The sequence below is a fragment of the Amycolatopsis pigmentata genome (assembly GCF_042684065.1).
Lineage (GTDB): Bacteria > Actinomycetota > Actinomycetes > Mycobacteriales > Pseudonocardiaceae > Amycolatopsis_E > Amycolatopsis_E pigmentata.
Genome location: NZ_JBHUKR010000029.1, coordinates 90416 through 113561, shown reverse-complemented (window position 1 = coordinate 113561; position 23146 = coordinate 90416). Strand labels below are relative to the sequence as shown.

The following is a 23146-nucleotide window of genomic DNA, read 5'->3' as shown; positions in this document are numbered from 1 at the left end:
TTCCGTGACGTGGCGAAGATGGGTACTCGTCGGAGGCGCACTCGTGGTCGTGGGCATCCTGGTGGTGGCCGTGGTCGTGTTGAAATCCGGTTCGCCGGATGGCACCGCGGACACGGCCGCTTCCCGGGAACAGGCCGACGTCGTCGCTCGTTACCTCAGCGCTTGGTCACACGCCGACGTGAAGACGGCTTCCGCCCTCACCGACGACCCTCCGAACGCGGCTGAGGGCCTGTTGAAGGCGCGCACGGAACTGGGGGTCGATCCGGCCGCCACCGTCGTGAAGACGGCGGGGAAGACCGCGAACTTCCGGGTCTCGTGGACGTTCGCTCCCGGCACGGTATGGACCTACGACAACAGCCTCTCGCTCGTGCAGGCCCAGGGGAAATGGGTGGTGCGCTGGGCTCCGTCCGTGATCCACCCGCAGCTGTTCGGTGGCGCCGTGCTCCGCGTGCTCGGCCACAGCGGGAATGCCGTGCTCGACCGCGACGGGAAACCCTTACTGGCTTGGCAGGCCGACCAGCCGCAAGCGGTGGACGGGAACTTCGCGCCGATCCTGACGCCGGGGCTGGGACGGGTGGCCACGGAAAAGGCGGCGGCGAGCAAGACCGTGGTGATCCGGATCGGCGAGGACGACAAGGTCCTCTTCGGGCGGCCGGCCGGCCCTCCGCTGACCTCCACGCTGAGCAGCCGGGTGCAGGCGGAAGCGCAGACGGCGGTGGACGGGGCGAGCTTCCCGGCGATGCTGGTCGCGATCCAGCCGTCCACCGGTGACATCCTGGCCGTCGCGCAGAACGCCGCGGCCGGACCCGCGCCGAACGCGCTCACCGGCGGGTACGCGCCGGGGTCGACGTTCAAGATGGCCACCGCCACCGCCGTGCTGGAACGGAACGCGGCGAGTTCCGACACCGTGCTGCCCTGCCCCGGTTCGGTCCAAATAGGACAGAGGAACATTCCCAACGACGACAACTTCTCGCTGCCCCCGTTGCCGTTGCATTCGGCGTTCGCGCACTCCTGCAACACCACCTTCGCGCAGCTCGCTTCCGGGCTGCCCGCCGACGCGCTGGTCGACGCGGCGAACCAGCTCGGCATCAACGCGGACTTCACCATTCCCGGGATAGCCACCGAAGCGGGCAAGGTGGTGGCGCCCGCGAATTCGGCCGAACAGGTCGAGGCGGCCATCGGACAGGGAAAGGTGCAGACCAGTCCGTTCGGGCTCACCCTGGCGGCGGCCACGGTCGCGGCGGGCAAGGCGATCACGCCCAGGTTGTGGCACGGTCTGGACACCACGATCAACACGCCCTACCAGGCACCGCCGGACGCGGTCGTCGGCCAGTTGCGCTCGATGATGCGCGAGGTCGTGACCGACGGGACCGCGACCGGACTGGCCGGCAGCGGCAACGTGGCGGGAAAGACCGGCACCGCCCAGTTCGGCGACGGCACCCAGGCCAACGGCTGGTTCACCGGCTACCGTGACGACCTCGCTTTTTCCGTGCTGTTGCTGGGTTCCAACTCGTCGAAGCCCGCGGTCTCGGTCGCGGCGGCGTTCCTGCGCTGAGCGCGCGGCACCCGCCAGGCGGCCGCCGCGCCGAGCGCCACGACCGCCGTGCCGGCCAGCAGCGCGGCACGGTAGCCGTGACCGGCGAAGACGGCGCCCATCACCGCGACCCCGAAACCGACTCCGGCCATGCGGGCCAGGTTGGCCACGCCACCGGCGAGGCCCGCCCGGTCCGGCGGCACCGCGGACACGGCGACGCCCATCACCGGACCGGCGTTGAAGCCGATGCCCAGCCCGGTCACGGCGAAGCCGAGTTCCACCACGGGTACCGGCGCGTCGGCACCCGCGACCGCCAGCGTGAGCAGGCCCGCGCCGAGCAGCGTCATCCCGGCGGTCATCGGCCGTCGTGGGCCGAACCGGGTCGCGAGCCTGCCCGCGACCGGGGAACCTGCCATGATCATGAGTGGCTGGGGAAGCAGTTGGAACCCGGCCACCAGGGCGCCGGCGTGCCGTTGCAGAACCAGGCCCGCCAGCAGCAGTTCGCCGTAGGCGCCGAAGGTCATGCACAGGGCGACGACGGCGGCGATCGGCAGCGGGCCACGCCGGAGTAGCCCGAGCGGCAGCATCGGCCCGGGACGGCGCTCCACCGCGACGAACGCGGCGAGACAGGCCACACCGATCGCCGTCGCGACGGCGACCCTTGGCGAGGCCCAACCCGAGCGGCCGGTCTCCACAATGGCGTAGGTGAGCGCGGTCAGGAAGGCGATCGCGAGGACCTGCCCGCCGACATCGACGCGGCGTGCCTGCCGGCCGGCCGACTCCGGCACGGCCATGCTCAGCGCCAGCGCGGCGGCGCCGATCGGCAGGTTCAGCCAGAAGATCGCCTGCCAGCCGGTCACCTGGACCAGCAGGCCACCCAGAATCGGACCGCTGGCCAGGGCGATTCCGGTGACCGCCGACCACGCGGCCATCGCCCGGTCACGCTCGCGTCCCTGGGGGAACACCACCGAGAGGATCGCCAGACTTTGCGGGATCGTCAGCGCCGCGCCGGCGCCCTGGAGGGCCCGTCCGGTGACGAGCGCGGCCAGGCCGGGGGCGGCCGCGCAGAGCGCCGACCCCGCCGCGAAAGTGGCGATGCCGCAACGGAAAAGCCGTCGCCTGCCGAAGCGGTCGCCCAGGGTGCCGCCGGTCAGCAGCAACGCCGCGAAGGTGACGTTGTAGGCGTCCATCACCCATTGGAGATCGGCCAGGGAGCCGCGCAGGTCCCGGCCGATCGACGGCAGCGCCAGGTTGACCGCGGTCGTGTCGGTCTGCGCGAGGAACAGGCCGAGGCACATGGCCACGAGGGTGATTCGCTTGATCATGTGGCCGATGCTAGGAACGGGAAGTTTCGGCGCGGACCGAAACGACGGTGCCCTAGCGTGGGGGTATGGAGACCGTTGAGCTCGCGGAAGTTGCCTCGGCGCTCGCCGATCCGAGCCGCGCCGCGATGTGCCTGGCCCTGCTCGACGGCCGGGCCTGGACCGTCGGCGAACTCGCGCGTTCGGCCGGGATCCGGCCGTCCACGGCCAGCGAGCACGTGGCACGCCTGCGGGACGCCGGGTTCGTCTCGGGTGTTCGCCAGGGCAGGCACAGCTACGTCCGGATCAGCGACCCACGGGTCGCCGAGTTGATCGAGCGCCTGGCCGAGCACGCCGAACACCGGCCGGTCCACGGACTCCGCGAATCGGTCCGGGCGCGGCGCCTGAAGTTCGCCCGCACCTGCTACGACCACCTGGCCGGGGTCCTGGCGGTCGCGCTGCGGGACGGCATGGTGAGCACCGGCCTGGTCGATCTCCGGGACGGGCTGACGCTTACCGCTCGCGGCCGCGACGTGCTGTCCGGGCTGGGCGTCGCGGTGCCGGACGGCGGGCGCCGTCCGCTACTGCGCGAGTGTCTCGATTGGACCGAGCGCAGGGAGCATTTCGGTGGCGCCCTGCCCGCCGCGATCCTGGCCCACGGTGTCGCGGCGGGATGGCTCTCGCGGGAGCCGCACCGCGCTGTCCGGGTCCACGCCGTCGAACCGTTCGCGCGACTCGGGGTCGAGCGCGGGGAACTGGCCTGGCCGGGAGCGGCATGATGCGGATCCCGGTCCGGGTCAAGCCCGGCGCCAGGCGAGACGCGGTCGGCGGGGACTTCGACGGCGCGCTCGTCGTCACGGTGCGGGCCCCGGCCGTGAACGGCAAGGCGAACGAGGCCCTGCGCCGGGTCCTGGCCGCCGCACTCGGCGTCCGTGCGCGGGATCTCGTTGTGGTGCAAGGAGAACGCGCGCGCAACAAGGTGATCGATCTCGCCGACCCACCGCCCGGCACCGAGGAGCTCTTGACCACACTGCGACTGGGGTGACCGGCCTCCCCGCACCGGTTCTCTATGCTGGACAGTGCGAACCGGGTGGTGGGGTAGGGGAGGTTGCTGGTGGCGGAGCTTCCAGTCGTGCTGGGACTGGGCGCGGCCGTACTGCTGGCTTCCGTCCTCGCGGTCCGGTTGTCCACGCGGCTCGGGCTGCCGTCGTTGTTGCTCTACCTGGGCATCGGCGTGCTTCTCGGCGAGGCCGGTTTCGGCATTCGCTTCTCCGACGCTTCGCTCACCCAGTCGCTGGGGCTGGCCGCGCTGGTCCTGATCCTCACCGAAGGTGGCCTGACCACCCGCTGGTCGACCGTGAAACCCGCGCTGGCACAGGGAATCCTTCTGTCCACAGTGGGTGTCGTGCTGGCCATCGCGATCACCGGCACCGCGCTGCACTGGCTGCTCGGCCTCGAGTGGCGGATCGCGCTCCTGTGGGGTGCGGTGCTGTCGTCCACCGACTCGGCGGCCGTGTTCTCGGTGCTGCGGACCGTCGGCATCCGCCAGCGGCTCGTCGGCACGCTCGAACTGGAGTCCGGCATCAACGACGCCCCCGCCTACATCGCGGTGGTCGTGCTGGCCGAGGGCACGCGGCTCGACTGGTCGCTGCCGCTGCTGGAGATCTACGAACTCGCCGCGGGCGCCGGGATAGGCCTGCTCCTCGGCGTCGCCGGGGCGTGGGCGCTCAGACGGGCCGCGCTGCCTGCCACCGGTCTCTATCCGCTCGCCACCGTGGCCGTCTGCGTGGTCGCCTACGCCTCCGGCCAGTTCGCGCACGCTTCCGGATTGCTCGCCACCTATGTCGCCGCGCTCGTGCTCGGCAACGCGCGGCTGCCGCACCGGTCCGACACGATCTCCTTCGCCGAAGGGCTCGGATGGCTCGCGCAGATCGGGTTGTTCGTGTTGCTGGGGTTGTTCGCTTCGCCGGAGCGGTTGCTGGAGAGCATCGTGGCGGGGCTCATCGCCGGGGGTGTGGTGTTGCTGTTGGGAAGACCGCTCTCGGTTCTGCTGTCGCTCGCGCCCTTCCGGCTGCCGTGGCGAGAACAGGCGTTCCTGTCCTGGGCGGGGCTGCGAGGCGCGGTGCCGATCGTGCTGGCGATGATCCCCCTGGCGAAGGGGGTGCCCGACGCCGAACGGCTGGTGGACGCCGTGTTCGTCCTGGTGATCGTGCTCACACTGGTGCAGGGCTGGACCTTGGCGCCGATGGCGAAGTTCCTCGGCCTCGGCGTCCGTGGTCAGGCCGAGGAGATCGAGGTCGACGTCGCCGCGCTCGACGAACTGGACGCCGCGCTGTTGCAGGTGCGCATCCAGCCCGGATCCCGGCTCCACGGCGTTTACCTGGCCGAACTGCGACTGCCGGTGGGCGCGTCGCTCAGCCTCATCGTCAGGGAAGGCGTCAGTTTCACGCCCCAGAAGACGAGCCGCCTGCAGCAGGGCGACCAACTGCTCGTCGTCGCCACCGAGGGTTCGCGTGACGCGGCCGAACGCCGCCTGCGCGCGGTCGACCGCGCGGGCCGTCTCGCCCGGTGGCGGGGCGAATCAGGCGATTGACGGCGGTGGTGTTAGGGTCCTGGCCAAGGTCATGAGTGCCAGCGCGAAGCCCCGGCTCGCTGGCCGGCAACCCTCCTACCGCGGTGGGGTGCCCCGGGTGAGGACCTGGTTCGCGGCGAAGTGCCGTGAGCAAGCGCGGGCCCCGTGGTGGGTCCCATGGCCGCCAGGGAGGCATCGTGACGCTCGCTTTCACGCCCAGGATCGTCGTTCCGCAGGTCACCGGTCAACCGCCGGTCCCGTTGGTGACCGGTGGGGAGATCGCTTACGCGAACCTTGATCACGCGGCGAGCACGCCCTGCCTGGAGGCGGTGCGCCGTGCCGTCGACGAGTTCCTCCCGTGGTACGCGAGCGTGCACCGGGGTGCCGGTTTCGCCTCACGCGTGTCCACGAAGGTCTATGACCGAACCCGCGATGTGCTGCGCCGCTTCACTTCCGCCCGCGACGACGACCTGGTGATCTTCACCCGCAACACCACCGACGCGCTGAACCTGCTCGCCCGCGCCCTTCCCCGGGACACTTCGGTGGTGCTGTTCGACACCGAGCACCACGCCGCGCTCCTGCCGTGGCGGGGCCCGAACGTGATCCGCGTGCCCGCTCCGCGCACCCGCGCGGCCGCTGTGTCCGTTGTGGACAGTGCACTGGCCGCGTGTCCGGAGGGACCGCGCCTGGTCGTGGTCACCGGAGCGTCGAACGTGACGGGTGAACTGCTCCCGGTCGCCGAGATCGCCGCGGTGGCCCGGCGTCACGGCGCGCGGGTAGCGCTCGACGCCGCCCAACTCGCGCCGCACCGGCCCATTTCGTTGCGGGAGCTCGATGTCGATTTCGTGGCGCTGTCGGGACACAAGCTCTACGCGCCGTTCGGGGCGGGCGCTCTCGTCGGCCGGGCCGACTGGCTGAGCGAGGCGCGGCCGTATCTCGCCGGAGGCGGGGCGACGAAGGCGGTGCGGGTGAGCGACGAGGCCGCCGGTGGCCTCGAGGTGGAATGGAATCCGGGACCGGAGCGGCACGAGGCCGGATCCCCGAACACGGTCGGTGTCCATGCGCTCGGCGTCGCCTGTGCTCGGCTCGCGGCGAACTGGGATGCCGTGATCGCGCACGAAGACGCCTTGCTGGACCGGCTGGGCCGGGGGCTGCGCACCGTGCCCGGACTGGCCGAGCTGCGTCTGTTCGACGGTGAGGCCGCCAGGGTCGGCACGGTCGCTTTCGTGGTCGACGGGTTCGACCCCGGGCTGCTGGCCGCGGTGCTGTCCGCCGAGTACGGGATCGGCGTGCGTGACGGAGCGTTCTGCGCGCATGTCGCCGCTCGCCGGCTGATCTCGGTGGCCGGCGGTGAGGGGATCAGGGCGCTGCGGGTGAGCCTGGGCCTGGGCACCACCGAAGAGCACGTGGACCGGCTGGTGACGGCACTCCGGCGCATTGTCACCGAGGGCGCTCACTGGGCCTACACGACCTCGGACGGCCGGTGGGAGCCAAGCCCGGATCCCCGGGAGTGGCCGTCCTTCCTGGCGAGCTGAGCGCTGTGGGTGCGTCCGGGACCCACGGCGGGGCGCCCCGGACAGCGGCGTGGACAATGACCGGGTGAGCACCGAACAGGGATCGCAGCCGGACACCGAAGCCCCTCCCGCCCCACCGAAGCGGCGCGTGGGCCTCCTGGCCGTGGTCGCCACGACCGCGTTCGGGCTCGACCTCGCCACCAAGGCGATCGTCGCGTCCACTTTGGAGGGTCATGAGCCGGTCCGGGTACTCGGTGGCCTGGTCTACCTGCAGCTGATCCGCAACCCCGGCGCGGCCTTCGGCATGGCCACCGGCATGACCTGGGTGCTCGCGCTGGTCGCGATGGCCGTGGTGATCGCGCTGATCTGGTTCGCCCGGCGGCTGCGCTCCGGGTGGTGGGCGTTCGGGCTCGGGCTCGTGCTGGCCGGGGCCCTGGGCAACCTCGTCGACCGCATCTTCCGCGCGCCCGGACCGTTTCGCGGTCACGTCGTGGACTTCATTTCGGTGTTCGCCCCGGACGGCGACGTGTGGCCGGTGTTCAACATCGCCGACTCCTCGATCTGCGTGGGCGGCGTGCTGATCGTGCTGCTGTCCCTGCTCGGCCGTGACTACGACGGCTCGGTCCGGAGCGCGAAGAAGTGAGCGTCCGGATGCTGCCCGTGCCGGACGGCCTGGACGGGATGAGAGTGGACGCCGGGCTGGCCAAGCTGCTCGGACTGTCCCGGACTGTGGTCGCCGAGCTGGCCGAGTCCGGCGAGGTGCTCCTGGACGGGCGGCCCGCCGGGAAGTCCGACCGGCTGGCCGCGGGTGGACTGCTGGAAGTGCGGTTGCCGGAGCCGGACAATCCCGTCGAGGTCGTCGTCGAACCGGTGGAGGGACTGCGGATCCTCCACGACGACGACGACATCGTGGTGGTGTCCAAGCCGGTCGGGGTGGCCGCGCACCCGAGCCCCGGCTGGTCGGGGCCGACCGTCGTGGGCGGGCTCGCGGCGGCCGGACTGCGGGTGTCCACGTCGGGGGCGGCGGAACGGCAGGGTGTGGTGCACCGGCTGGACGCCGGGACCACCGGCGTCATGGTGGTGGCCAAGAGCGAGCACGCGTACACGGTGTTGAAGCGTGCCTTCAAGGAACGCACCGTCGAAAAGCGCTACCACGCGGTCGTCCAGGGGCATCCCGATCCGACGCGGGGCACCATCGACGCTCCGATCGACCGGCATCCGCGCCACGACTACAAGTTCGCGGTGGTGGCCGGGGGCAGGCCGAGCATCACGCATTACGAGGTCATCGAGGCGTTCCGGGCCGCGTCGCTGGTCGACGTCAAGCTGGAAACCGGCCGCACGCACCAGATCCGGGTGCATTTCGCGGCGGTGCGGCACCCCTGCGCCGGTGACCTGACCTACGGCGCGGACCCGGTGCTGGCCCGCAAACTCGGCCTGAACCGCCAGTGGCTGCACGCGCGCGCGCTCGGGTTCGCTCACCCCGCCGACGGCCGCTGGGTCGAGTTCGAAGCCCCTTACCCCGAAGACCTCGCCTACGCCCTGGAAATCCTGCGCGCCGAGTGACCCACCCGTCTCCCACCACCACCCTCAAAGGAGGCGCTCCGCGCGACAGCTGGTTCAAAAATCAAGTGACCAGGTGAGGGTGCGCTCGTCGGGCTCGGGACGGGGGCTCCAGCGGACGGCGACGATCCGCGTGGCTTCGCCCACCACGTAGACGGTGTGGCCGCCGGTCGTTTCGCCGGGCTGGACGCCGATCTTGTGCGGTGGCCGTGAAGTCAGCGAGACCGGGGCCTTCGTCACCGGCGTGCCCTCGGCGGTGATCAGTTCCAGGTAGTTGTCGGGCAGGGACGCGTAGGGGACGGTGCCACGATTGGTGATCTCGGTGTGCACCACGACGGCGCGTTCGCCCTCGTCGAGCCGGTAGCCCGCGGCGGTGAACAGGAAGTCGGCCGGATCCTGTACCTCCAGCAGTTGCACCGTGAGCTGCTCGCCGTCCAGGCCCTCGGTGGCGAGCACGTCGCCGGTCCGGCCCTGGCGGGGAGCGGCCGGCGCTTGCGGGCGCTGGTCGCCACGGGCCCAGGACGCGGTCTGCGGCGGGCCCCACGTACTCATCACCGGGTCGGCGGGTGGGGGCGCGGGGACCGGCGTCGCGTACCGGTGGGCAGGTACGCCCTGTTGGGCCGAGTAGGGACCGCTGGGGACGCCCTGTTGCGCCGAGTACGGGCCGCTGGGTACGCCCTGCTGGGTTGAGTAGGGACCGCTGGGTACACCGTGTTGCGCCGAGTACGGACCGCTGGGCACGCCTTGCTGGGTTGAGTACGGGCCGCTGGGCACGCCTTGCGGGGGCGCGTACGGCGCCTGCGGGTAAGGGGGTGACGGCTGCGGCGGCCGCGCCCAGCCACTGGCCGCGGCGAGCGCGGCGCGCAGGCCGTTGGGGTCGCTTTCCACCCCGACGAGCAGGGGAAGGCCGCTGCCCGACAGGGCCACCAGCCGGTAGGCCACCTCGCGGGGATCCATCCCGAGCCGAGCGGCCAGTTCATGGACGGCGACCTTGCCGACTTCTGCCAGAGCGGCCAGCAAGCGGGCATCCACGGGATCGGTCAGGGCCACGGCTGGCAACGCTACCGCGTTCCGATCGCGCGCTTCCTGAAACCCAGCCTAGGGTGACGACATGAGTGATGTTGCCGCGCTGGCCGACGAGTTCGTGGAAGCGCTGTTCGACGCCGAGCCGGTGGCGCCTGCGCTCCTGGGGATCGAATCCACCCGCGAAGGCCTGGAAGACCTGTCCGAGGAGGCCGAGAACGATCGCCGCCGGCAGCTGGAGGAGTTCATCCGGCGGGCCGAGGAACTCGACGCCCAGGGCACCGACGAGGTCACCCGCGAGGTGCTGATCAGCCAGGCCCGTGGTGCTCTGGACCAGATGGGCACGCACATGGCCGAGTTCACGGTCAGCGATCTGTTCGTCTCTCCCGCGGTCGGTCTGCTCACCGTGCTGCCCATGGTCGGTGTCGCCGACGACGAGCAGGCGCGCCTGCAGCTCACGCGTCTCGCCGCCATTCCCCGTTACCTCGCGCAGGCCGCCGAGCGGCATCGGGCCGGCGTCGCGGCCGGGCGGACACCGGTCGCGCATCTGGTCCGGGCCGCGATCGCGCATCTCGACCGCTACCTCGCCGATCCGTCCGCGGACCCGTTGCTGCGCCAGCCCGCGCCCAACGAGGACTTCGCCACCCGCCGGGCGGAGCTGCTGGAGAAGACGGTGCGCCCGGCCTTCGCCGCGTACCGCGACGCGCTCGCGGACGAAATCGAGCCGCACGGCAGGACCGAGGACAAAGCCGGCGTGTGCTGGTTGCCCGAGGGCAAGGAAATCTACGCGGCGCTCGTCCGTTTCCACACCACCACCGATCGCGATCCGGGGGAACTGCACGAAACCGGCCTGCGGCTGATCGGTGAACTCGCCCGCGAGTACAGCGAAATCGGTTCGCGTGTCTTCGGCACGAGTGAACTGCGGGAGATCTTCACGCGGTTGCGCACCGATCCGGCGTTGCGCTGGAAGAACGCCGACGAACTCCTCGACACCGCGCGGTCGGCGATCGCCCGCGCCGAGCGTGCCGCGCCGGACTGGTTCGGTCACGTGCCGTCGTTCCCGTGGGTGGTCGAGCCGGTGCCGGCCGCCGAAGCGCCGGGCGGCCCGCCCGCGTACTACCTCCAGCCGTCGGTGGACGGCTCACGGCCCGGTATCTATTTCGCGAACACCCACCAGGTCACCGAACGCTTCCGGCACACGGCCGAGGTGACCGCGTTCCACGAAGCCATCCCGGGGCACCATTTCCAGCTGTCCACCGCGCTCGGCCTCACCGATCTGCCGCTGCTGCGCCGGATCGGCAATTTCACCGCCTACGCCGAAGGCTGGGGCCTCTACACCGAGCGCCTCGCACAGGAAATGGGGCTCTACTCCGACGACATCGCGCTTCTCGGCATGCTCACGATCGACTCGATGCGCGCGGGGCGCCTCGTGGTGGACACCGGCCTCCACGCGAAGGGCTGGAGCAGGCAACAGGCGGTCGATTACCTGCGCGAGAACACCCCGATGCCGAAGGTGGAGATCGAATCGGAGGTCGACCGCTACATCGCCTATCCGGGGCAGGCGTTGTCGTACATGGTGGGACGGCTGGAGATCCAGCGCATCCGCGGGGAAGCCGAACGGGCGCTGGGCGAGAAGTTCGACATCCGCGGATTCCACGATGTCGTGCTCGGCGGCGGTTCGCTGCCGATGTCGGTGCTGGAATCGGTGGTCGGCGAATGGGTCGTCCGGACGGCCGGATGACCGACGCCGACGCGCTCGCGGACGAACTCCTCGGCCTCCGGTGCGAAGCGGACCCCTGTGGGCTTCGGTGTACGGCCTGCCGGGCCCGCACGACCGGCTGCCGTCACCGGACACCGGGACGGTGCCAGGTCACCATCTCCAGGTCGCGACCTCGCTGAGCCTCGACGGGCTTCCGTTGGTGCGCCGGATCATCGAGTGCACGGCTTACGCCGAGGGCTGGGCCTGTACTCGGAACGGCTCGCCGACGAGATGGGGTTGTATTCGAGCGAATTGTCCCGGTTCGGGATGCTGACCCAGGATTCGATGCGCGCGGCCCGCCTCGTGGTGGACACAGGGGTGCATGCGTTTGGCTGGAGCAGGCAGAAGGCCGTGGACTACCTCACCGAGAGCACGCCGATGGCTCCGGTGGAGATCGAGCAGGAGATCGACCGTTACGTGGGGTGTCCCGGTCAGGCGCTCGGGTACCTGGTGGGACGGCTGGAGCTCCAGCGCCTGCGGGCCGCCGTGGTCTCACGGTGGGTGGAGCGGCGGGACTGTGGGGTAGGGTGAGGCGGGCTAAGCGGTCGCTTACCTCGTTGGCTCGCGGAAACTAAGGTGATGGGCGATGCGGATCGGGATGCAGATCGACTACGCCGGCGGCTTCGCCGAGAGCGTGGCGGATCTTGTCGAGCTGGAAAAGGCCGGCCTGGACATCGTGTTCGTCCCGGAGGCCTACTCCTTCGACGCGGTCAGCCAGCTCGGCTACATCGCGGCGAAGACCGAGCGGGTCGGCATCGCGTCCGGGATCCTCCAGATCTACACCCGGACACCGACGCTGACCGCGATGACCGCGGCGGGGCTCGACTTCGTCTCCGACGGCCGGTTCACGCTCGGGATCGGCGCGTCCGGGCCGCAGGTCATCGAGGGTTTCCACGGCGTCCGCTACGACGCGCCGCTCGGCCGCACGCGCGAGATCGTGGAGATCTGCCGTCAGGTGTGGCGGCGTGAGCGCGTGGTGCACGAGGGCCGGTACTACCGGATCCCGCTTCCCGCGGACGAGGGCACCGGGCTGGGCAAGCCGTTGAAGCTGATCAACCGGCCGGTCCGCGAACGGATCCCGGTGATGCTCGCCGCGATCGGCCCGAAGAACGTGGCGATGACGGCGGAGATCGCCGAGGGCTGGCAACCCATCTTCTTCCATCCCGAGAAGGCCGCCGAGGTGTGGGGACCGGCGCTGGCCGAAGGCATGGCCAAGCGTGACCCGGCCCTGGGGCCGCTGGACACTTCGGTCATGGTGCCGGTGGCGATCGGCGACGACGTGGCTCCCCTCGTCGACTACGTGCGGCCCGTGCTCGCGCTCTACATCGGCGGAATGGGCGCGCGGGGCAAGAACTTCTACAACGAACTCGCCTGCCGCTACGGCTACGAGGCCGAGGCGAAGCGGATCCAGGACCTTTACCTCGACGGCAAGAAGGACGAGGCCGCCGCCGCGGTTCCGGCCGATCTGCTGAACGCGATCTCGCTGGTGGGCCCGCGTGGTCACGTCAAGGAACGGCTCGCGGCCTTCACCGAGGCCGGCGTGACCACGCTCCAGGTGACGCCGCTGCAGCCGGGCACCGAGAACCGGACCGCGCTCGTCCGCGAACTGCGTGAGCTGGCCGGCTGACCTACCGCGAGCCGGCGGCTCGGCCGGCTGATCTACGCGCGGCGAAGGTGCAGATAGTTCCGCACGCCGATCAACCGCAGCACCGGACGGGCGGCCGCCGAGACGGCCTTGGGCGACTCGCCGTGTGTGACGCGTGGCGCGGTCAGCTTCACCGTCCGGCCCCTGGTCACCAGCTCGCAGCCGCCCTCTGCCAGGACGTTGCGCACCCAGTCGGCGCCGGCGCCGTAGGTGAGCGCGACGACGTAACCTCCCGGTTCCTCGAACACGTTCACCGGCGTGTGATAAGTGCGCCCCGAACGCCGTCCCTGGTGCACGATCGTGCCGAATCCGGCGACGTGGGGTGTGAGCTTGCCGAGTACACGGTTGGTGGCCACCCGGTTGAACCGGGCGAGCCTCTTCGGAAGCACCATGCCCCCAGCATATCAACAACTGCTGAATTTTACGGGTTGACGGATCGGCAGGATGGGGTATTCCGGTCTTATGAGCACCGAACGTGAACGCGCCGAGCGCCGAAGTCCTGAACCGCCGCTGGGGCCGAACTTCCCCAACCTCACGCACCCCGACCTCGAGACCGGTCAGACCGAAGACGTCGAGGAGCCGCCGAACAAAGACGACGTCAAACCCGATCTTCCCCACCCGGAGCCGCCCGGCTGAGCGCCGCGCCGGCTGCCCAGTGCCCAGCATACCGACGTATCGAACATGTGTTTAGGCACTTTTGGGTACAACTAAACCGAGCGAACGGGACATGCGGGCGCCTTGGCGGATTCCACGATGCGCAGTGGCCGGCCCGCTGTCCCTGCCGGAGAACGTGCCGCGCAACCGTGGGCGGGGCACAGTGACGGAAGGGGACCACTTCACTGAAGATACTTCGCGTTGGGTGCGGTCGGCGCTAATCTCCCGGCATGTCTGTCGCCTACACGATCGCCGGGGCAGTCCTGGCCGTCGTCCTCGTCGGCTCCGCCTTCGGGAAGCTGACCCGTGCCCAGCAGGTCGTCGATTCGATGAACGCGGTCGGGGTGCCGCCTCGGATGTATCCCTTCCTGGCGGCCTGCGAGATCGCGGGCGCGATCGGCCTCGTCGCCGGGATCTGGATCAAGCCGTTGGGTATCGCCGCCGCGATCGGCGTGGTGCTCTACTTCCTCGGCGCGGTCGGCGCCCATATCCGGAAGAGCGACTTCAAGGGCATGCCGCCCGCGGCGGTGTTCCTGGTGTTCTCCGCCGCCGTCCTGGTGCTGCGCCTGACCGCCTGAAGCGGCGCCTGAAGCCTCAGAAGTCGTGGCGGCGCAGGCGTTCTGGGTGCCGCCGCGACGGGGCCCGGCCGGGCGGCTGGGACGGTGGTTCGCCGGCGACGACCGCGGGGATCGGCAGCGTGACCGGGTGCTCGGAAACCTTGCACGGCCTGCCGTGGTGCGTGATCTCCACCGGTTCGCCGGCCACCAGGCGGTAGGTCGCCCGGTCGGCATGGACCTCGACGGCGAACCGGCTGCCCCGTACGCACATCCGGAATTCGATGCGGTCCAGCTCGTCCGGCAGGCGGGGCGCGAAGGTGATCTCGCCGCCGTGGTCGCGCATGCCGCCGAGCCCCGCCACGACACCGTGCCACGCGCCCGCCAGTGAAGCCATGTGCAGGCCTTGGCGCACGTTGTTGTGCACGTCGTGCAGGTCGGTGAGCGCTGCTTCGCCGAGATAGTCGTAGGCCAGATCGAGAAAGCCCACCTCGGCCGCCATCACCGCCTGCGTGCCCGCCGAGAGGGACGAATCCCGCACCGTTCTCGCCTCGTAGTAGGCGAAATCGCGCGCCTTTTCGTCGGCGGTGAAGCGGTCTCCGCACATGTGCAGCGCGAGCACCAGGTCCGCCTGCTTGACGACCTGCTTGCGATAAAGGTCGAAGTACGGGAAGTGCAGCAGCAGCGGGTAGTCCCCGGCCGAGCAGACGCCGAAGTTCCACTCGTCGTGCTTGGTGAAACCCTCGGACTGCGGGTGCACGCCGAGTTCTTCGTCGTAGGGAATGAACATCCGCTCGGCGGCCAGACGCCACGTCGCCAGTTCTTCCTCCTCGACACCGAGCGCGCCCGCCACCTCGGGCACGCGCTCGCACGAGTCGGCCGCCTCCAGCAGATTCCGGCGTGCCATCAGGTTGGTGTAGACGTTGTTGTCCGCCACCGCCGAATACTCGTCGGGCCCGGTCACGCCGTCGATGCGGAATCTGCCGTGGATGTCGAAGTGCCCGAGCGACAACCACAGTCGCGCGGTTTCCGCGAGGATTTCGGTGCCGCACTGGCGCTCGAACTCGGTGTCGCCGGTCGCGGCGAGGTAGCGCGCCACCGCGTCGGAAATGTCGGCGCTGACGTGGAACGCGGCGGTGCCGGCCGGCCAGTAGGCCGAGCATTCCGCGCCGTTGATGGACCTCCAGGGGAACGCGGCGCCGTGGAGACCGAGCTGCGCGGCGCGTTCCCGCGCCTTGGGCACGGTGCTGTGCCGCCAGAGCAACGCGTCGCGGGCCGACTCCGGAACGGTGTAGGTGAGGACCGGGAGCACGAAACTTTCGGTGTCCCAGAAGGCATGCCCGTCGTAGCCGGGGCCGGTCAGTCCCTTGCCCGGGATGGCCCGGCTTTCCCCGCGAGCCCCGGCCTGGAGGATGTGGAAGAGGGCGAACCGGACGGCCTGCTGCAGTTCGGGATCGCCGTCGATCTGGATGTCACCGGTGTCCCAGAAGTCGTCGAGGAAGGCCCGCTGTTCGTCGAGCAGGCCCTGCCAGCCGGTCTGCCGGGCGCCGGCGAGCGCGGCCGAGACCTGCGCGCGCAACGCCGGGATCGAGCGCTGGGCCGACCAGCCGTAGCCGAGGAACTTCGTCACCACCAGCCGGTCGCCTTTTTCGACGTCCACCGCCACGGTCAGCCGGGCGAGGTCGTCCTCGACGCTGATGTCGCTCCGCAACTCGCCGGGCGCTTCGATCTGGTGGTCCATCGCGGCCGCCATGCGCAGGCCGGAGTTCTTCGTGCGGTGCACCAGCACGGCGTGCTGATCCTCGGCCAGGGTGAACTCGGCGGCGAGCGGGGACTGCAACGCGGCGGCCTGGCGCGGGTCCTTGGTCTCCGGTTCGATCGGCTCGTTGGCCAGGAGATCGGACTGGACGACCAACTGCATCTTGCCGTCGAGCGGCTCGACCTCGTACCGGATCGCGATCACCGCGCGCTGGGTGAACGACACCAGCCGCTGCGTGCGCACCCGCACCTGGCGCCCGGTGGGGGAGACCCACTCGGTCAGCCGGGACAGCGTGCCCGCGCGGAAGTCGAGCCACCGCTCGTGCCGGGTCGCGTTGCCGTAGCGCATGTCGAACGGCTCGTCCTCGACCAGCAGCCGGATGATCTTGCCGTCGGTGACGTTCACGATCGTCTGGCCGGCCTCGGGATAGCCGTAACCGGCCTCGGCATAGGGCAGCTCGTGTTCCTCGTAGAAGCCGTTGAGGTAGGTGCCCGGCCGCCCGCGTGGTTCACCCTCTTCGAGCGTGCCGCGAATCCCGACGTGCCCGTTCGACAGCGCGAAGGTCGACTCGGTCCGGTGCAGCTGGTCGACCGCGAGGGTGCGCCAGCGCAGTTCCCACGGGGACGTTTCGTAGCCCTTTTCGACCATTACCCCTGCTCCAGCAGCTCCGCGAGATCGCGCACCACGACATCGGCGCCGTGGGCGCGCAACTCCTCCGCCTGGCCTTCGCGGTCGACCCCGACCACGTAACCGAACTCGCCCGCTTTGCCCGCTTCCACGCCGGCCAGCGCGTCCTCGAACACCGCGGCCTGCTTCGGCTTCACCCCGAGTGCTTGGGCGCCGGCCAGGAACGAATCGGGCGCGGGCTTGCCGCGCAGCCGTTCCTTGACGATCACCAGGCCGTCGATGCGCGCCTGCGCGAACCGATCGAGATCGGCCGCCTTCAGCACGGTGGCCGCGTTGGCGGAGGAGGTGACGACGGCGATGGCCAGGCCGGCACGCTGAACGGCCTCCAGGTACCGCACGGAGCCAGGGTAGGGATTCACCCCGCGCTCGGTGATGATGTGCAGGACCAGTTCGTTCTTCTTGTTGGCCAGGCCGTACACGGTGTGCGCGGTGACCGGATCCTCTCCGGCGCCTTCGGGCAGTTCGATTTCACGCGACGCGAGGAACCGCCGGACGCCGTCCAGCCGGGGGCGCCCGTCCACGTACTCGGCGTAGTCGTGGTCGGTGAACGGCCGGAAACCGTCTCCGTCGCGTTCGGCCAGGAACGCGTCGAATGTCTGTTTCCAGGCTTCCTTGTGCAGCTCCGCGGTGCCGGTCAGCACGCCGTCCAAATCGAACAGGCAGGCGGTGATCCCCTCGGGTAGGCCGATCATGCCTCCGACCGTACCGGCGAACGGCCGGTCCTGCCGAGAGCCGGGCTCACCCGTCGTGCGGCCGCACCTGGTGGATCAGCTCGTGCGTGGTGGCGTCGGCCAGCCGGTAACGCACTATCCGGCCGGACCGGTGCCCGGTGACCAGGCCGTGTGCCCGGAGCAGCCGTAACGCCTGGGAGACCGCGGTGTCGGTCATGCCCGCCGCGACCGCGAGGTCCGAGACGCTGATTTCGCGGGCGTAGTGGATGCAGACCAGCAGGGTGAGCCGGGAGGGGTCGGCGAGCACCGAGAAGCGCTCCGCCCATTGCTGGACCACGGCACGATCGCCGAGACCGGCGAGCGCGGCGTCGACCGCTTGGGGGTCGATCACCCTGCGTCGACCCGATTCCGCTTTCACCCGCGTTATGGTCTCATCCGGACGCCCGCGCACGCACCTCCCTGGCCTTACCATGGGGGCGTGCCCGAGGTGATCGTTGCCGTGCCCACGCCGTTCGACGCGACGGGCGGCGTGGACCTGGCCGCGGTCAAGGAGCGGTTCGCCGTACTGGGGGCGAGTTTGGACGGGCTCTTCGTGGCCGGAACCACGGGCGAGTTCCCGGTGCTCAGCGATCCGGAGCGGTTGGCGCTGTTCGAGACCGCGCTTTCGGTGTGCCCGGCCGACCGCGTGATTGTCCATTGTGGAGGGTCAAACGCGACCGGGCTCACGGTCAGGGCACGGGAACTGGGTGCCCGGAGATTCGCCGCCATCACACCCTCCGAGGACACGGAGGTCGATGCCTACTACCGCCGGATCCGGGAAGCCGCCGGTGACGGCGAGGTCTATGCGTACCTGTTCCCCGAGCGAACCGGCCTCGATCTCGGCCCCGAGCGGCTCGCTCGCCTGCTGACCGACTGCGACCTGACCGGTGCGAAGCTCAGCGGCGGCGCCGCCGCCCGGTTCGCCGGATACCGCGCCGCCGTGCCGGAAGGCAAGCGGCTCTACTCGGGCGATGACGGAATGCTGCCCGAGATGGCCGCCGGCGGCGGCGCCGGCATCGTCTCGGGCGTCTCGTCGGCCTTTCCCGTCCCCTTCGCGGATCTCGCCGCCGCCCTTCGCACGGGCGACGACGAGAAGGTCGCGGTTCTCGCCCCGCGAATTCGTCGCCTCGTCGCCTTCTTCGCCGCGAGCATCCCGCTGATGAAGCAGACCTGGGCGCTGCGCGGTTATTGCCGCCCGGACACCCGGATGGCGGTCGAGCCCGCGCCACCCGGTGCCGAGGTCGTCCTCCGGTCCTTCATCGAGGAGTTCGGCTGACGCCGGCCGGCTTCGGCTGACTCGGCGCCGCGCCTCGACCACCCGCACCCCGACCACGCCGGGCAGGCCGGCGGCCACCACGGTCGCGATGTGGCGGTCCGTCTCGTCGGCCCCCTCGCTGGTCAGCGTGACCATGCCACCGGTGACCGAGACCTGCCACGGCCGGTGGCCGGCGGCTGAAAGAACGTGTCCGGCATGACCCGTATGACGGGCCTGGTCATCACGTCCTTGGCCCTCATCGGCATACCCCCGTCGGCTTCAGGCCGGCACCCCGTCCGTCCGGCGTTCCCAGGCGCGATGCCGGGCGACCTCGGTGGCGAGGGCGTCGAAGAACTCGGTGTCGAGGTCCTCCCTGGCGGCGGTGGTGGTGATCACGCCCTCCTCGGCGACGACCTGCAGGTCCGCCTCGGCGATCGGGCCCGTCACGCCGGCCTGCCGCAACAGGTCGCGCCCCGCGCCGAAGGCCGCGACCGGCTTGACGTGCTTGTAGGCCTCGGCGACGAAGTGCAGCGCGTAGCCGTCGTGGCCGAGCGTCTCGACGCTGTCGGGCCCGCACGCCACCACCACGGCGTCATAGAGGACCGACGCCATCGTGTTGAGCTGCCGGTCCGCCTCCAGTGGCTCACCCGCCGCCGCTCGTAGCTCACCGTCGGCCGGCGCGAGCACCTCGACCACGGCTTCGCGTTTGGTCAGGTCGTCGATCAGCCGCCGGGTACCGATCGCGTCCACCCCGTCGGCGGCCAGCACCGCGATCCGCCGCGTGGCGATCCGGTTCGTCGGTGCGGTGAGTTGTGACAGGGCCGGCGAGCTCCGGCCATGGTTCGGCCGTACTTCCTCGGTGGGCGCGACGACACCGATTCCCTCGGCCACCCGGGCGGCCAGCTGGTGATCGACGTGGTTCAGCTCGGTCACCGTCCTTGCCCGGACCTGTTTGCTCGTCACCTTGCCGAGTTCGAACCGGAAAGCGCTGACGATGTGTTCGCGTTCGGTTTCGGACATGCTGTTCCAGAACAGGGTCGGCTGGCTGTAGAAGTCCTTGAAGCTTTCGCTGCGCTCGCGGATCTTCCGGCCGTCCACGCGCTCGGTGTAATGCCTGAAGATGTCCTCGTCCGCGATCGCCGGGCAGCCGCCGCCCAGGCTGTTCGGGAAGTAGCTCGTCCGTCCTTTGTGGACGACGTGCTGGCCGTACCCGTCACGCTGGTTGTGGGCCACCTCGACGACCGGCCGGTTGACCGGCAGGTGCGCGAAGTTGGGGCCGCCCAGCCGGATCAACTGAGTGTCCAGATAGGAGAAGTTGCGCGCCTGGAGCAGTGGGTCGTTGGTGAAGTCGATACCCGGCACCACGTTCGCGGTGTGGAAGGCGACCTGCTCGGTCTCGGCGAAGAAGTTGTCCGGGTTGCGGTTGAGCACCATCCGTCCCACCGGCCGCACCGGAACCTGTTCCTCGGGAATGATCTTCGTGGCGTCGAGCAGGTCGAAGTCGAAGGCGAACTCGTCGTTCTCGTCCACCAGTTGCACGCCGAGCTCCCACTCGGGGAACTGGCCCGCCTCGATGGCGTCCCACAGGTCGCGGCGGTTGAAGTCCGGGTCCTTGCCCGCGATCTTCTGGGCTTCGTCCCACACCAGGGAATGCGTGCCGAGCACCGGGGTCCAGTGGAACTTCACGAAGGTGCCCCGTCCCTCGGCGTCGACCAGCCGGAAGGTGTGCACGCCGAAGCCCTGCATCATCCGGTAGCTGCGCGGCAGTGCCCGGTCGGACATCAGCCACAGAATCGTGTGGAGCGTTTCCGGTTGCAGGGAAACGAAATCCCACAGCGTGTCGTGCGCGGAGGCGGCCTGCGGGATCTCGTTGTCCGGTTCGGGTTTCACCGCGTGCACGAAGTCCGGGAACTTGATGCCGTCCTGGATGAAGAACACCGGCATGTTGTTCCCGACCAGGTCGTAGTTTCCTTGCCGGGTGTAGAACTTGGTGGCGAAGCCGCGTACGTCGCGCACCGTGTCGGCGGAGCCGCGCGAGCCCGCGACAGTGGAGAAACGGACGAACACCGGGATCTGTTCACCGCTGGTGAGGAAATCGGCCACGGTGTATTCGGAGAGTGAGTCGTCGTAGGCCTGGAAATATCCGTAGGCGCCGGCCCCGCGCGCGTGCACGACACGTTCGGGAATACGTTCGTGGTCGAAATGTGTAAGCTTTTCGCGAGCGTGGAAATCTTCGAGAAGGGTGGGGCCGCGTTCACCCACGCTGAGAGAGTCGTCGGTGTGGTCGACACGCACTCCCTGTTGTGTAGTAAGGTAAGTGTCTTCGAGGTCGGCCCGTACTGGCTGTAGTTGCTGGTCTTTTGCGTCCTCAGGCATGCCGATCGGCTACCCGGCCTGGCCGCACGGAAACGGGGTCAGAACTCCTCGGTGAGCTTGGCGCGTAACTTTTCCAGCGTCTGCGCGAGTAAGCGCGAGACGTGCATCTGTGATATGCCGACCCGCTCGGCGATCTGGGACTGGGTCATGTTCCCGAAGAAGCGGAGCATGAGGATCGTGCGTTCGCGTGGCGGGAGCGCACGCAGCAGGGGTTGCAGCGCCTCGTGGTTTTCCACCGACTCCAGGCTGCCGTCCTCTTCGCCGAGGGTGTCGGCCAGCGAGGCGGCTTCACCGTCGTCACCGGCGGGTTTGTCCACCGAGACCGCGTAGTAGGCGTTTCCCGCCTGCAGTCCCTCGCTGACCTCGTCCACGGTCAGGTCCAGCTCGCGGGCGATTTCGGTGGGCGTCGGCGCCCGTCCCAACCGCTGCCCGAGGGTACCGCTGACGTGGCCGATCTGCAGATGCAGTTCCTTCAACCGCCGCGGTACCCGCACCGACCAGCTCGAATCGCGGAAGTAGCGACGGACCTCCCCCATGATCGTCGGCACGGCGAAGGACATGAAGTCGCTCCCGCGCTCGGGTTCGAACCGGTCGACCGCGTTGATCAGGCCGACCCGCGCGACCTGGACGAGATCGTCGAAGGCTTCGCCACGGCCGCTGAACCGGCGGGCGATGTGTTCGGCCACCGGCAGATACTCTGTGACCAGTTCATCGCGCAGCCTCCTGCGCCGATGCTGTTCGTCCTCCCCGGAGATCCCGGACAGCTCGGCGAATTTTTCGGCACACGGTGCCGTCGTAGTTGAGCCGCGCATGGCCCGGGCTACCCCGCCCGTGGTGAGTTCACACCTGCGGGCCGCCGACCGCGCGATCCGGCCCACCGGAAAAGAAGTGGCGCCGGCCCGTTTGACTTCATCCTCCCCGGCAAGACTGAGGGTATGGCATGGGTGCTCGTGTGGCGTGGCCGCACTTCGTGGAGGGACGTCCTCGTCCACCGGCCGGCCGGGTTCGGGGCAGGGGGCCGATGAAGATCGCGATGGTGTCCGTCAACGCCGATCCGCTGGAGGGGACCGGCAGCCGGAACGCCTACGTGGCCGCGCTGTGCTCAGAGCTTTGCCGGCACGGGAACGAGGTCGTCGTCTACACAAGACAGAACGGCCCCCGGCAACGGAGGACGGTGCGGGCCGAAGGGGGATACCGCGTCGTGCGTGTTCTGGCCGGGCCGGCGGGACACCTGCCGAACGACGAGGACGTGCTGGGGCACATCTCCGAGTTCGCGCGGTTTCTGGTCGGCGAGTGGGGACGGGAGATCCCGGACGTGGTGCACGCGCACCGGTGGCTGTCGGGGCTGGCCTCCGCGCTCGCGGTGCGGCGTCTCGGGTTGTCCATGGTGCAGACCTTTCACGGGCTGGATGCGGTCGAGCGCCGGCACCAGGGCCGGGCGGGCGCCACCACGCCCGAGCGACTGCGGCTGGAACGGGTGATCGGCAAGAGCGTGTCCCGCATCGTGGCCTGCAGCACGGACGAGCTGTTCGAACTGGCGCGGCTCGGCCTGCCCAGGGCACGGATGTCGGTCGTGCCGTTCGGGGTCGACGTGGACCGGTTCACCACCCACGGTCCGGCTGAGTCCACCGGGGAACTCCGCCGGATCGTCGGCGTGGGGAAACTGGTACCGCGCAACGGCTTCGCGACCACGATTTCGGCACTCGCGGCCGTGCCCGGCGCCGAACTCGTCATCGCGGGCGGTCCGGAACAGGAGCGTCTCGCCGACGATCCCGAGGCCCGCCGGCTCCGCGAGACCGCCCGCCGCGCCGGAGTCGCCGACCGGGTCCGTCTGCTCGGCCGCGTGTCCCACGACCACATGCCGGCGTTGCTCCGCTCCGCCGGCCTGGTGGCGTGCACACCCTGGTATGAGCTGTCCGGCGTCGCCGCGCTGGAAGCGATGGCGTGTGGCGTGCCGGTGGTCGCCACCGCGGTCGGCGCCCTCAACGACATCGTCGTCGACGGCGTCACGGGCGAACTGGTTCCGCCCGAGCGGTCCGGCGCACTCGCGGCCACCCTGCGGCGGCTGGTGGACGATCCCGCGTTGAGTGAGGCGTACGGCACGGCGGCGACGGACCGGGCACGCTCGCGCTATTCGTGGGACCGGATCGCCACCGACATGGTGAGGGTCTACGAGAAGGCCGCCCCCGGACCCGGACGCGAGCTGATTTCTCAGAGCGGTGACGACAGGTCCGGCTGAACGG

General features: G+C 70.0%; 21 protein-coding genes, 1 pseudogene and 1 riboswitch. Of the genes and pseudogenes, 14 read left to right on the top strand and 8 right to left on the bottom strand.

Annotation, left to right across the window (positions count from 1 at the left end; all coding sequences use genetic code 11):
- Window positions 1–4: 4 nt before the first annotated feature.
- Window positions 5–1555: a penicillin-binding transpeptidase domain-containing protein gene (locus tag ACFSXZ_RS40065; RefSeq protein WP_378271661.1), complete on the top strand. Its 1551-nt coding sequence runs from the start codon at window positions 5–7 to the stop codon at window positions 1553–1555.
- On the opposite strand, the gene ACFSXZ_RS40060 is transcribed toward ACFSXZ_RS40065, so the two are convergent.
- A complete protein-coding gene (locus tag ACFSXZ_RS40060; RefSeq protein ID WP_378271660.1) occupies window positions 1465–2859 on the bottom strand; it encodes an MFS transporter in 1395 nt (464 codons plus the stop codon). The two genes, ACFSXZ_RS40065 and ACFSXZ_RS40060, sit on opposite strands and share 91 nt — an antisense overlap.
- A 65-nt stretch (window positions 2860–2924) precedes the next feature.
- On the opposite strand from ACFSXZ_RS40060, the gene ACFSXZ_RS40055 reads away from it, so the two are divergent.
- From ACFSXZ_RS40055 to ACFSXZ_RS40030, 6 genes are all read left to right on the top strand, one after another.
- A complete protein-coding gene (locus ACFSXZ_RS40055) occupies window positions 2925–3614 on the top strand; it encodes an ArsR/SmtB family transcription factor (protein WP_378271659.1) in 690 nt (229 codons plus the stop codon).
- On the top strand, window positions 3611–3880 hold the full coding sequence (locus ACFSXZ_RS40050; RefSeq protein WP_449224305.1) for a DUF167 domain-containing protein: 270 nt from the start codon (window positions 3611–3613) through the stop codon (window positions 3878–3880). The genes ACFSXZ_RS40055 and ACFSXZ_RS40050 overlap by 4 nt, the downstream gene beginning before the upstream one ends.
- Before the next feature lie 69 nt (window positions 3881–3949).
- Window positions 3950–5428: a potassium/proton antiporter gene (locus ACFSXZ_RS40045; RefSeq protein ID WP_378271658.1), complete on the top strand. Its 1479-nt coding sequence runs from the start codon at window positions 3950–3952 to the stop codon at window positions 5426–5428.
- 27 nt (window positions 5429–5455) lie between these two features.
- Window positions 5456–5570: riboswitch (SAM riboswitch) on the top strand.
- Window positions 5571–5604: 34 nt separating this feature from the next.
- The gene (locus ACFSXZ_RS40040) at window positions 5605–6942 is read left to right on the top strand and encodes an aminotransferase class V-fold PLP-dependent enzyme (RefSeq protein WP_378271656.1); all 1338 of its coding nucleotides are present in this window, start codon (window positions 5605–5607) and stop codon (window positions 6940–6942) included.
- Between the two features lie 64 nt (window positions 6943–7006).
- Window positions 7007–7564 (top strand): signal peptidase II, encoded by a 558-nt coding sequence (gene lspA, locus ACFSXZ_RS40035; protein WP_378271655.1) that lies wholly within the window; start codon window positions 7007–7009, stop codon window positions 7562–7564.
- Entirely contained in the window at window positions 7561–8484 is a 924-nt protein-coding gene (locus ACFSXZ_RS40030; RefSeq protein WP_378271653.1) for an RluA family pseudouridine synthase, read from the top strand. Before lspA ends, ACFSXZ_RS40030 begins: the two co-directional genes overlap by 4 nt.
- A gap of 54 nt (window positions 8485–8538) precedes the next feature.
- Here ACFSXZ_RS40030 and ACFSXZ_RS40025 read toward each other — a convergent pair whose 3' ends face one another.
- On the bottom strand, window positions 8539–9531 hold the full coding sequence (locus ACFSXZ_RS40025) for an AsnC family protein (RefSeq protein ID WP_378271651.1): 993 nt from the start codon (window positions 9529–9531) through the stop codon (window positions 8539–8541).
- Between the two features lie 61 nt (window positions 9532–9592).
- Here ACFSXZ_RS40025 and ACFSXZ_RS40020 point away from each other — a divergent pair, with 61 nt between their 5' ends.
- The 3 genes and pseudogenes from ACFSXZ_RS40020 to ACFSXZ_RS40010 all read left to right on the top strand — a co-directional run bounded on the left by ACFSXZ_RS40020 (window position 9593) and on the right by ACFSXZ_RS40010 (window position 12890).
- Window positions 9593–11245: a DUF885 domain-containing protein gene (locus tag ACFSXZ_RS40020; protein ID WP_378271649.1), complete on the top strand. Its 1653-nt coding sequence runs from the start codon at window positions 9593–9595 to the stop codon at window positions 11243–11245.
- A gap of 121 nt (window positions 11246–11366) precedes the next feature.
- A pseudogene (locus ACFSXZ_RS40015) lies at window positions 11367–11779 on the top strand (DUF885 family protein); the annotation flags it as partial.
- A gap of 70 nt (window positions 11780–11849) precedes the next feature.
- The gene (locus tag ACFSXZ_RS40010; RefSeq protein WP_378271648.1) at window positions 11850–12890 is read left to right on the top strand and encodes an LLM class F420-dependent oxidoreductase; all 1041 of its coding nucleotides are present in this window, start codon (window positions 11850–11852) and stop codon (window positions 12888–12890) included.
- 32 nt (window positions 12891–12922) lie between these two features.
- Here the strand turns inward: ACFSXZ_RS40010 and ACFSXZ_RS40005 are convergent, their stop codons facing one another.
- Window positions 12923–13300 (bottom strand): nitroreductase family deazaflavin-dependent oxidoreductase, encoded by a 378-nt coding sequence (locus ACFSXZ_RS40005; RefSeq protein WP_378271646.1) that lies wholly within the window; start codon window positions 13298–13300, stop codon window positions 12923–12925.
- Between the two features lie 70 nt (window positions 13301–13370).
- Here ACFSXZ_RS40005 and ACFSXZ_RS40000 point away from each other — a divergent pair, with 70 nt between their 5' ends.
- Together ACFSXZ_RS40000 and ACFSXZ_RS39995 are read left to right on the top strand one after the other, a co-directional pair.
- Window positions 13371–13544, top strand: coding sequence for a hypothetical protein (locus ACFSXZ_RS40000; RefSeq protein ID WP_378271645.1), 174 nt, complete (start codon window positions 13371–13373; stop codon window positions 13542–13544).
- A 248-nt stretch (window positions 13545–13792) separates the two neighbouring features.
- On the top strand, window positions 13793–14140 hold the full coding sequence (locus ACFSXZ_RS39995) for a DoxX family protein (protein ID WP_378271644.1): 348 nt from the start codon (window positions 13793–13795) through the stop codon (window positions 14138–14140).
- A gap of 16 nt (window positions 14141–14156) precedes the next feature.
- Here ACFSXZ_RS39995 and ACFSXZ_RS39990 read toward each other — a convergent pair whose 3' ends face one another.
- From ACFSXZ_RS39990 to ACFSXZ_RS39980, 3 genes are read right to left on the bottom strand one after another with little or no spacing between them, the layout of a single operon-like run.
- Complete coding sequence (locus tag ACFSXZ_RS39990; RefSeq protein WP_378271643.1) at window positions 14157–16523, bottom strand: glycoside hydrolase family 65 protein; 2367 nt, start codon at window positions 16521–16523, stop codon at window positions 14157–14159.
- A complete protein-coding gene (locus ACFSXZ_RS39985; RefSeq protein ID WP_378271641.1) occupies window positions 16523–17254 on the bottom strand; it encodes an HAD family hydrolase in 732 nt (243 codons plus the stop codon). Before ACFSXZ_RS39985 ends, ACFSXZ_RS39990 begins: the two co-directional genes overlap by 1 nt.
- A 46-nt stretch (window positions 17255–17300) precedes the next feature.
- Window positions 17301–17651 carry an ArsR/SmtB family transcription factor gene (locus tag ACFSXZ_RS39980; protein WP_378271640.1) on the bottom strand — a complete coding sequence of 117 codons (351 nt, stop codon included), beginning with the start codon at window positions 17649–17651 and terminating at the stop codon, window positions 17301–17303.
- Between the two features lie 60 nt (window positions 17652–17711).
- On the opposite strand from ACFSXZ_RS39980, the gene ACFSXZ_RS39975 reads away from it, so the two are divergent.
- Window positions 17712–18548 carry a dihydrodipicolinate synthase family protein gene (locus ACFSXZ_RS39975; RefSeq protein WP_378271638.1) on the top strand — a complete coding sequence of 279 codons (837 nt, stop codon included), beginning with the start codon at window positions 17712–17714 and terminating at the stop codon, window positions 18546–18548.
- 258 nt (window positions 18549–18806) lie between these two features.
- On the opposite strand, the gene ACFSXZ_RS39970 is transcribed toward ACFSXZ_RS39975, so the two are convergent.
- Together ACFSXZ_RS39970 and ACFSXZ_RS39965 are read right to left on the bottom strand one after the other, a co-directional pair.
- Window positions 18807–20903 (bottom strand): catalase, encoded by a 2097-nt coding sequence (locus ACFSXZ_RS39970; RefSeq protein WP_378271636.1) that lies wholly within the window; start codon window positions 20901–20903, stop codon window positions 18807–18809.
- Window positions 20904–20941: 38 nt separating this feature from the next.
- Entirely contained in the window at window positions 20942–21715 is a 774-nt protein-coding gene (locus tag ACFSXZ_RS39965) for a SigB/SigF/SigG family RNA polymerase sigma factor (RefSeq protein WP_378271635.1), read from the bottom strand.
- A 209-nt stretch (window positions 21716–21924) separates the two neighbouring features.
- Here ACFSXZ_RS39965 and ACFSXZ_RS39960 point away from each other — a divergent pair, with 209 nt between their 5' ends.
- On the top strand, window positions 21925–23142 hold the full coding sequence (locus ACFSXZ_RS39960; protein ID WP_378271633.1) for a glycosyltransferase: 1218 nt from the start codon (window positions 21925–21927) through the stop codon (window positions 23140–23142).
- The last annotated feature ends 4 nt before the right edge of the window (window positions 23143–23146 follow it).

Excerpts from the sequence above, each read along its gene's own strand:
- ACFSXZ_RS39985 (WP_378271641.1), bottom strand. The coding sequence starts at position 17,254 with ATGATCGGCCTACCCGAGGGGATCACCGCCTGCCTGTTCGATTTGGAC.
- ACFSXZ_RS39965 (WP_378271635.1), bottom strand. The coding sequence starts at position 21,715 with ATGCGCGGCTCAACTACGACGGCACCGTGTGCCGAAAAATTCGCCGAG.
- ACFSXZ_RS40060 (WP_378271660.1), bottom strand. The coding sequence starts at position 2,859 with ATGATCAAGCGAATCACCCTCGTGGCCATGTGCCTCGGCCTGTTCCTC.
- ACFSXZ_RS40005 (WP_378271646.1), bottom strand. The coding sequence starts at position 13,300 with ATGGTGCTTCCGAAGAGGCTCGCCCGGTTCAACCGGGTGGCCACCAAC.
- ACFSXZ_RS40010 (WP_378271648.1), top strand. The coding sequence starts at position 11,850 with ATGCGGATCGGGATGCAGATCGACTACGCCGGCGGCTTCGCCGAGAGC.
- ACFSXZ_RS40055 (WP_378271659.1), top strand. The coding sequence starts at position 2,925 with ATGGAGACCGTTGAGCTCGCGGAAGTTGCCTCGGCGCTCGCCGATCCG.
- ACFSXZ_RS39960 (WP_378271633.1), top strand. The coding sequence starts at position 21,925 with ATGAAGATCGCGATGGTGTCCGTCAACGCCGATCCGCTGGAGGGGACC.
- ACFSXZ_RS40000 (WP_378271645.1), top strand. The coding sequence starts at position 13,371 with ATGAGCACCGAACGTGAACGCGCCGAGCGCCGAAGTCCTGAACCGCCG.
- ACFSXZ_RS39990 (WP_378271643.1), bottom strand. The coding sequence starts at position 16,523 with ATGGTCGAAAAGGGCTACGAAACGTCCCCGTGGGAACTGCGCTGGCGC.
- ACFSXZ_RS40020 (WP_378271649.1), top strand. The coding sequence starts at position 9,593 with ATGAGTGATGTTGCCGCGCTGGCCGACGAGTTCGTGGAAGCGCTGTTC.
- ACFSXZ_RS39970 (WP_378271636.1), bottom strand. The coding sequence starts at position 20,903 with ATGCCTGAGGACGCAAAAGACCAGCAACTACAGCCAGTACGGGCCGAC.
- ACFSXZ_RS40050 (WP_449224305.1), top strand. The coding sequence starts at position 3,611 with ATGATGCGGATCCCGGTCCGGGTCAAGCCCGGCGCCAGGCGAGACGCG.
- ACFSXZ_RS39995 (WP_378271644.1), top strand. The coding sequence starts at position 13,793 with ATGTCTGTCGCCTACACGATCGCCGGGGCAGTCCTGGCCGTCGTCCTC.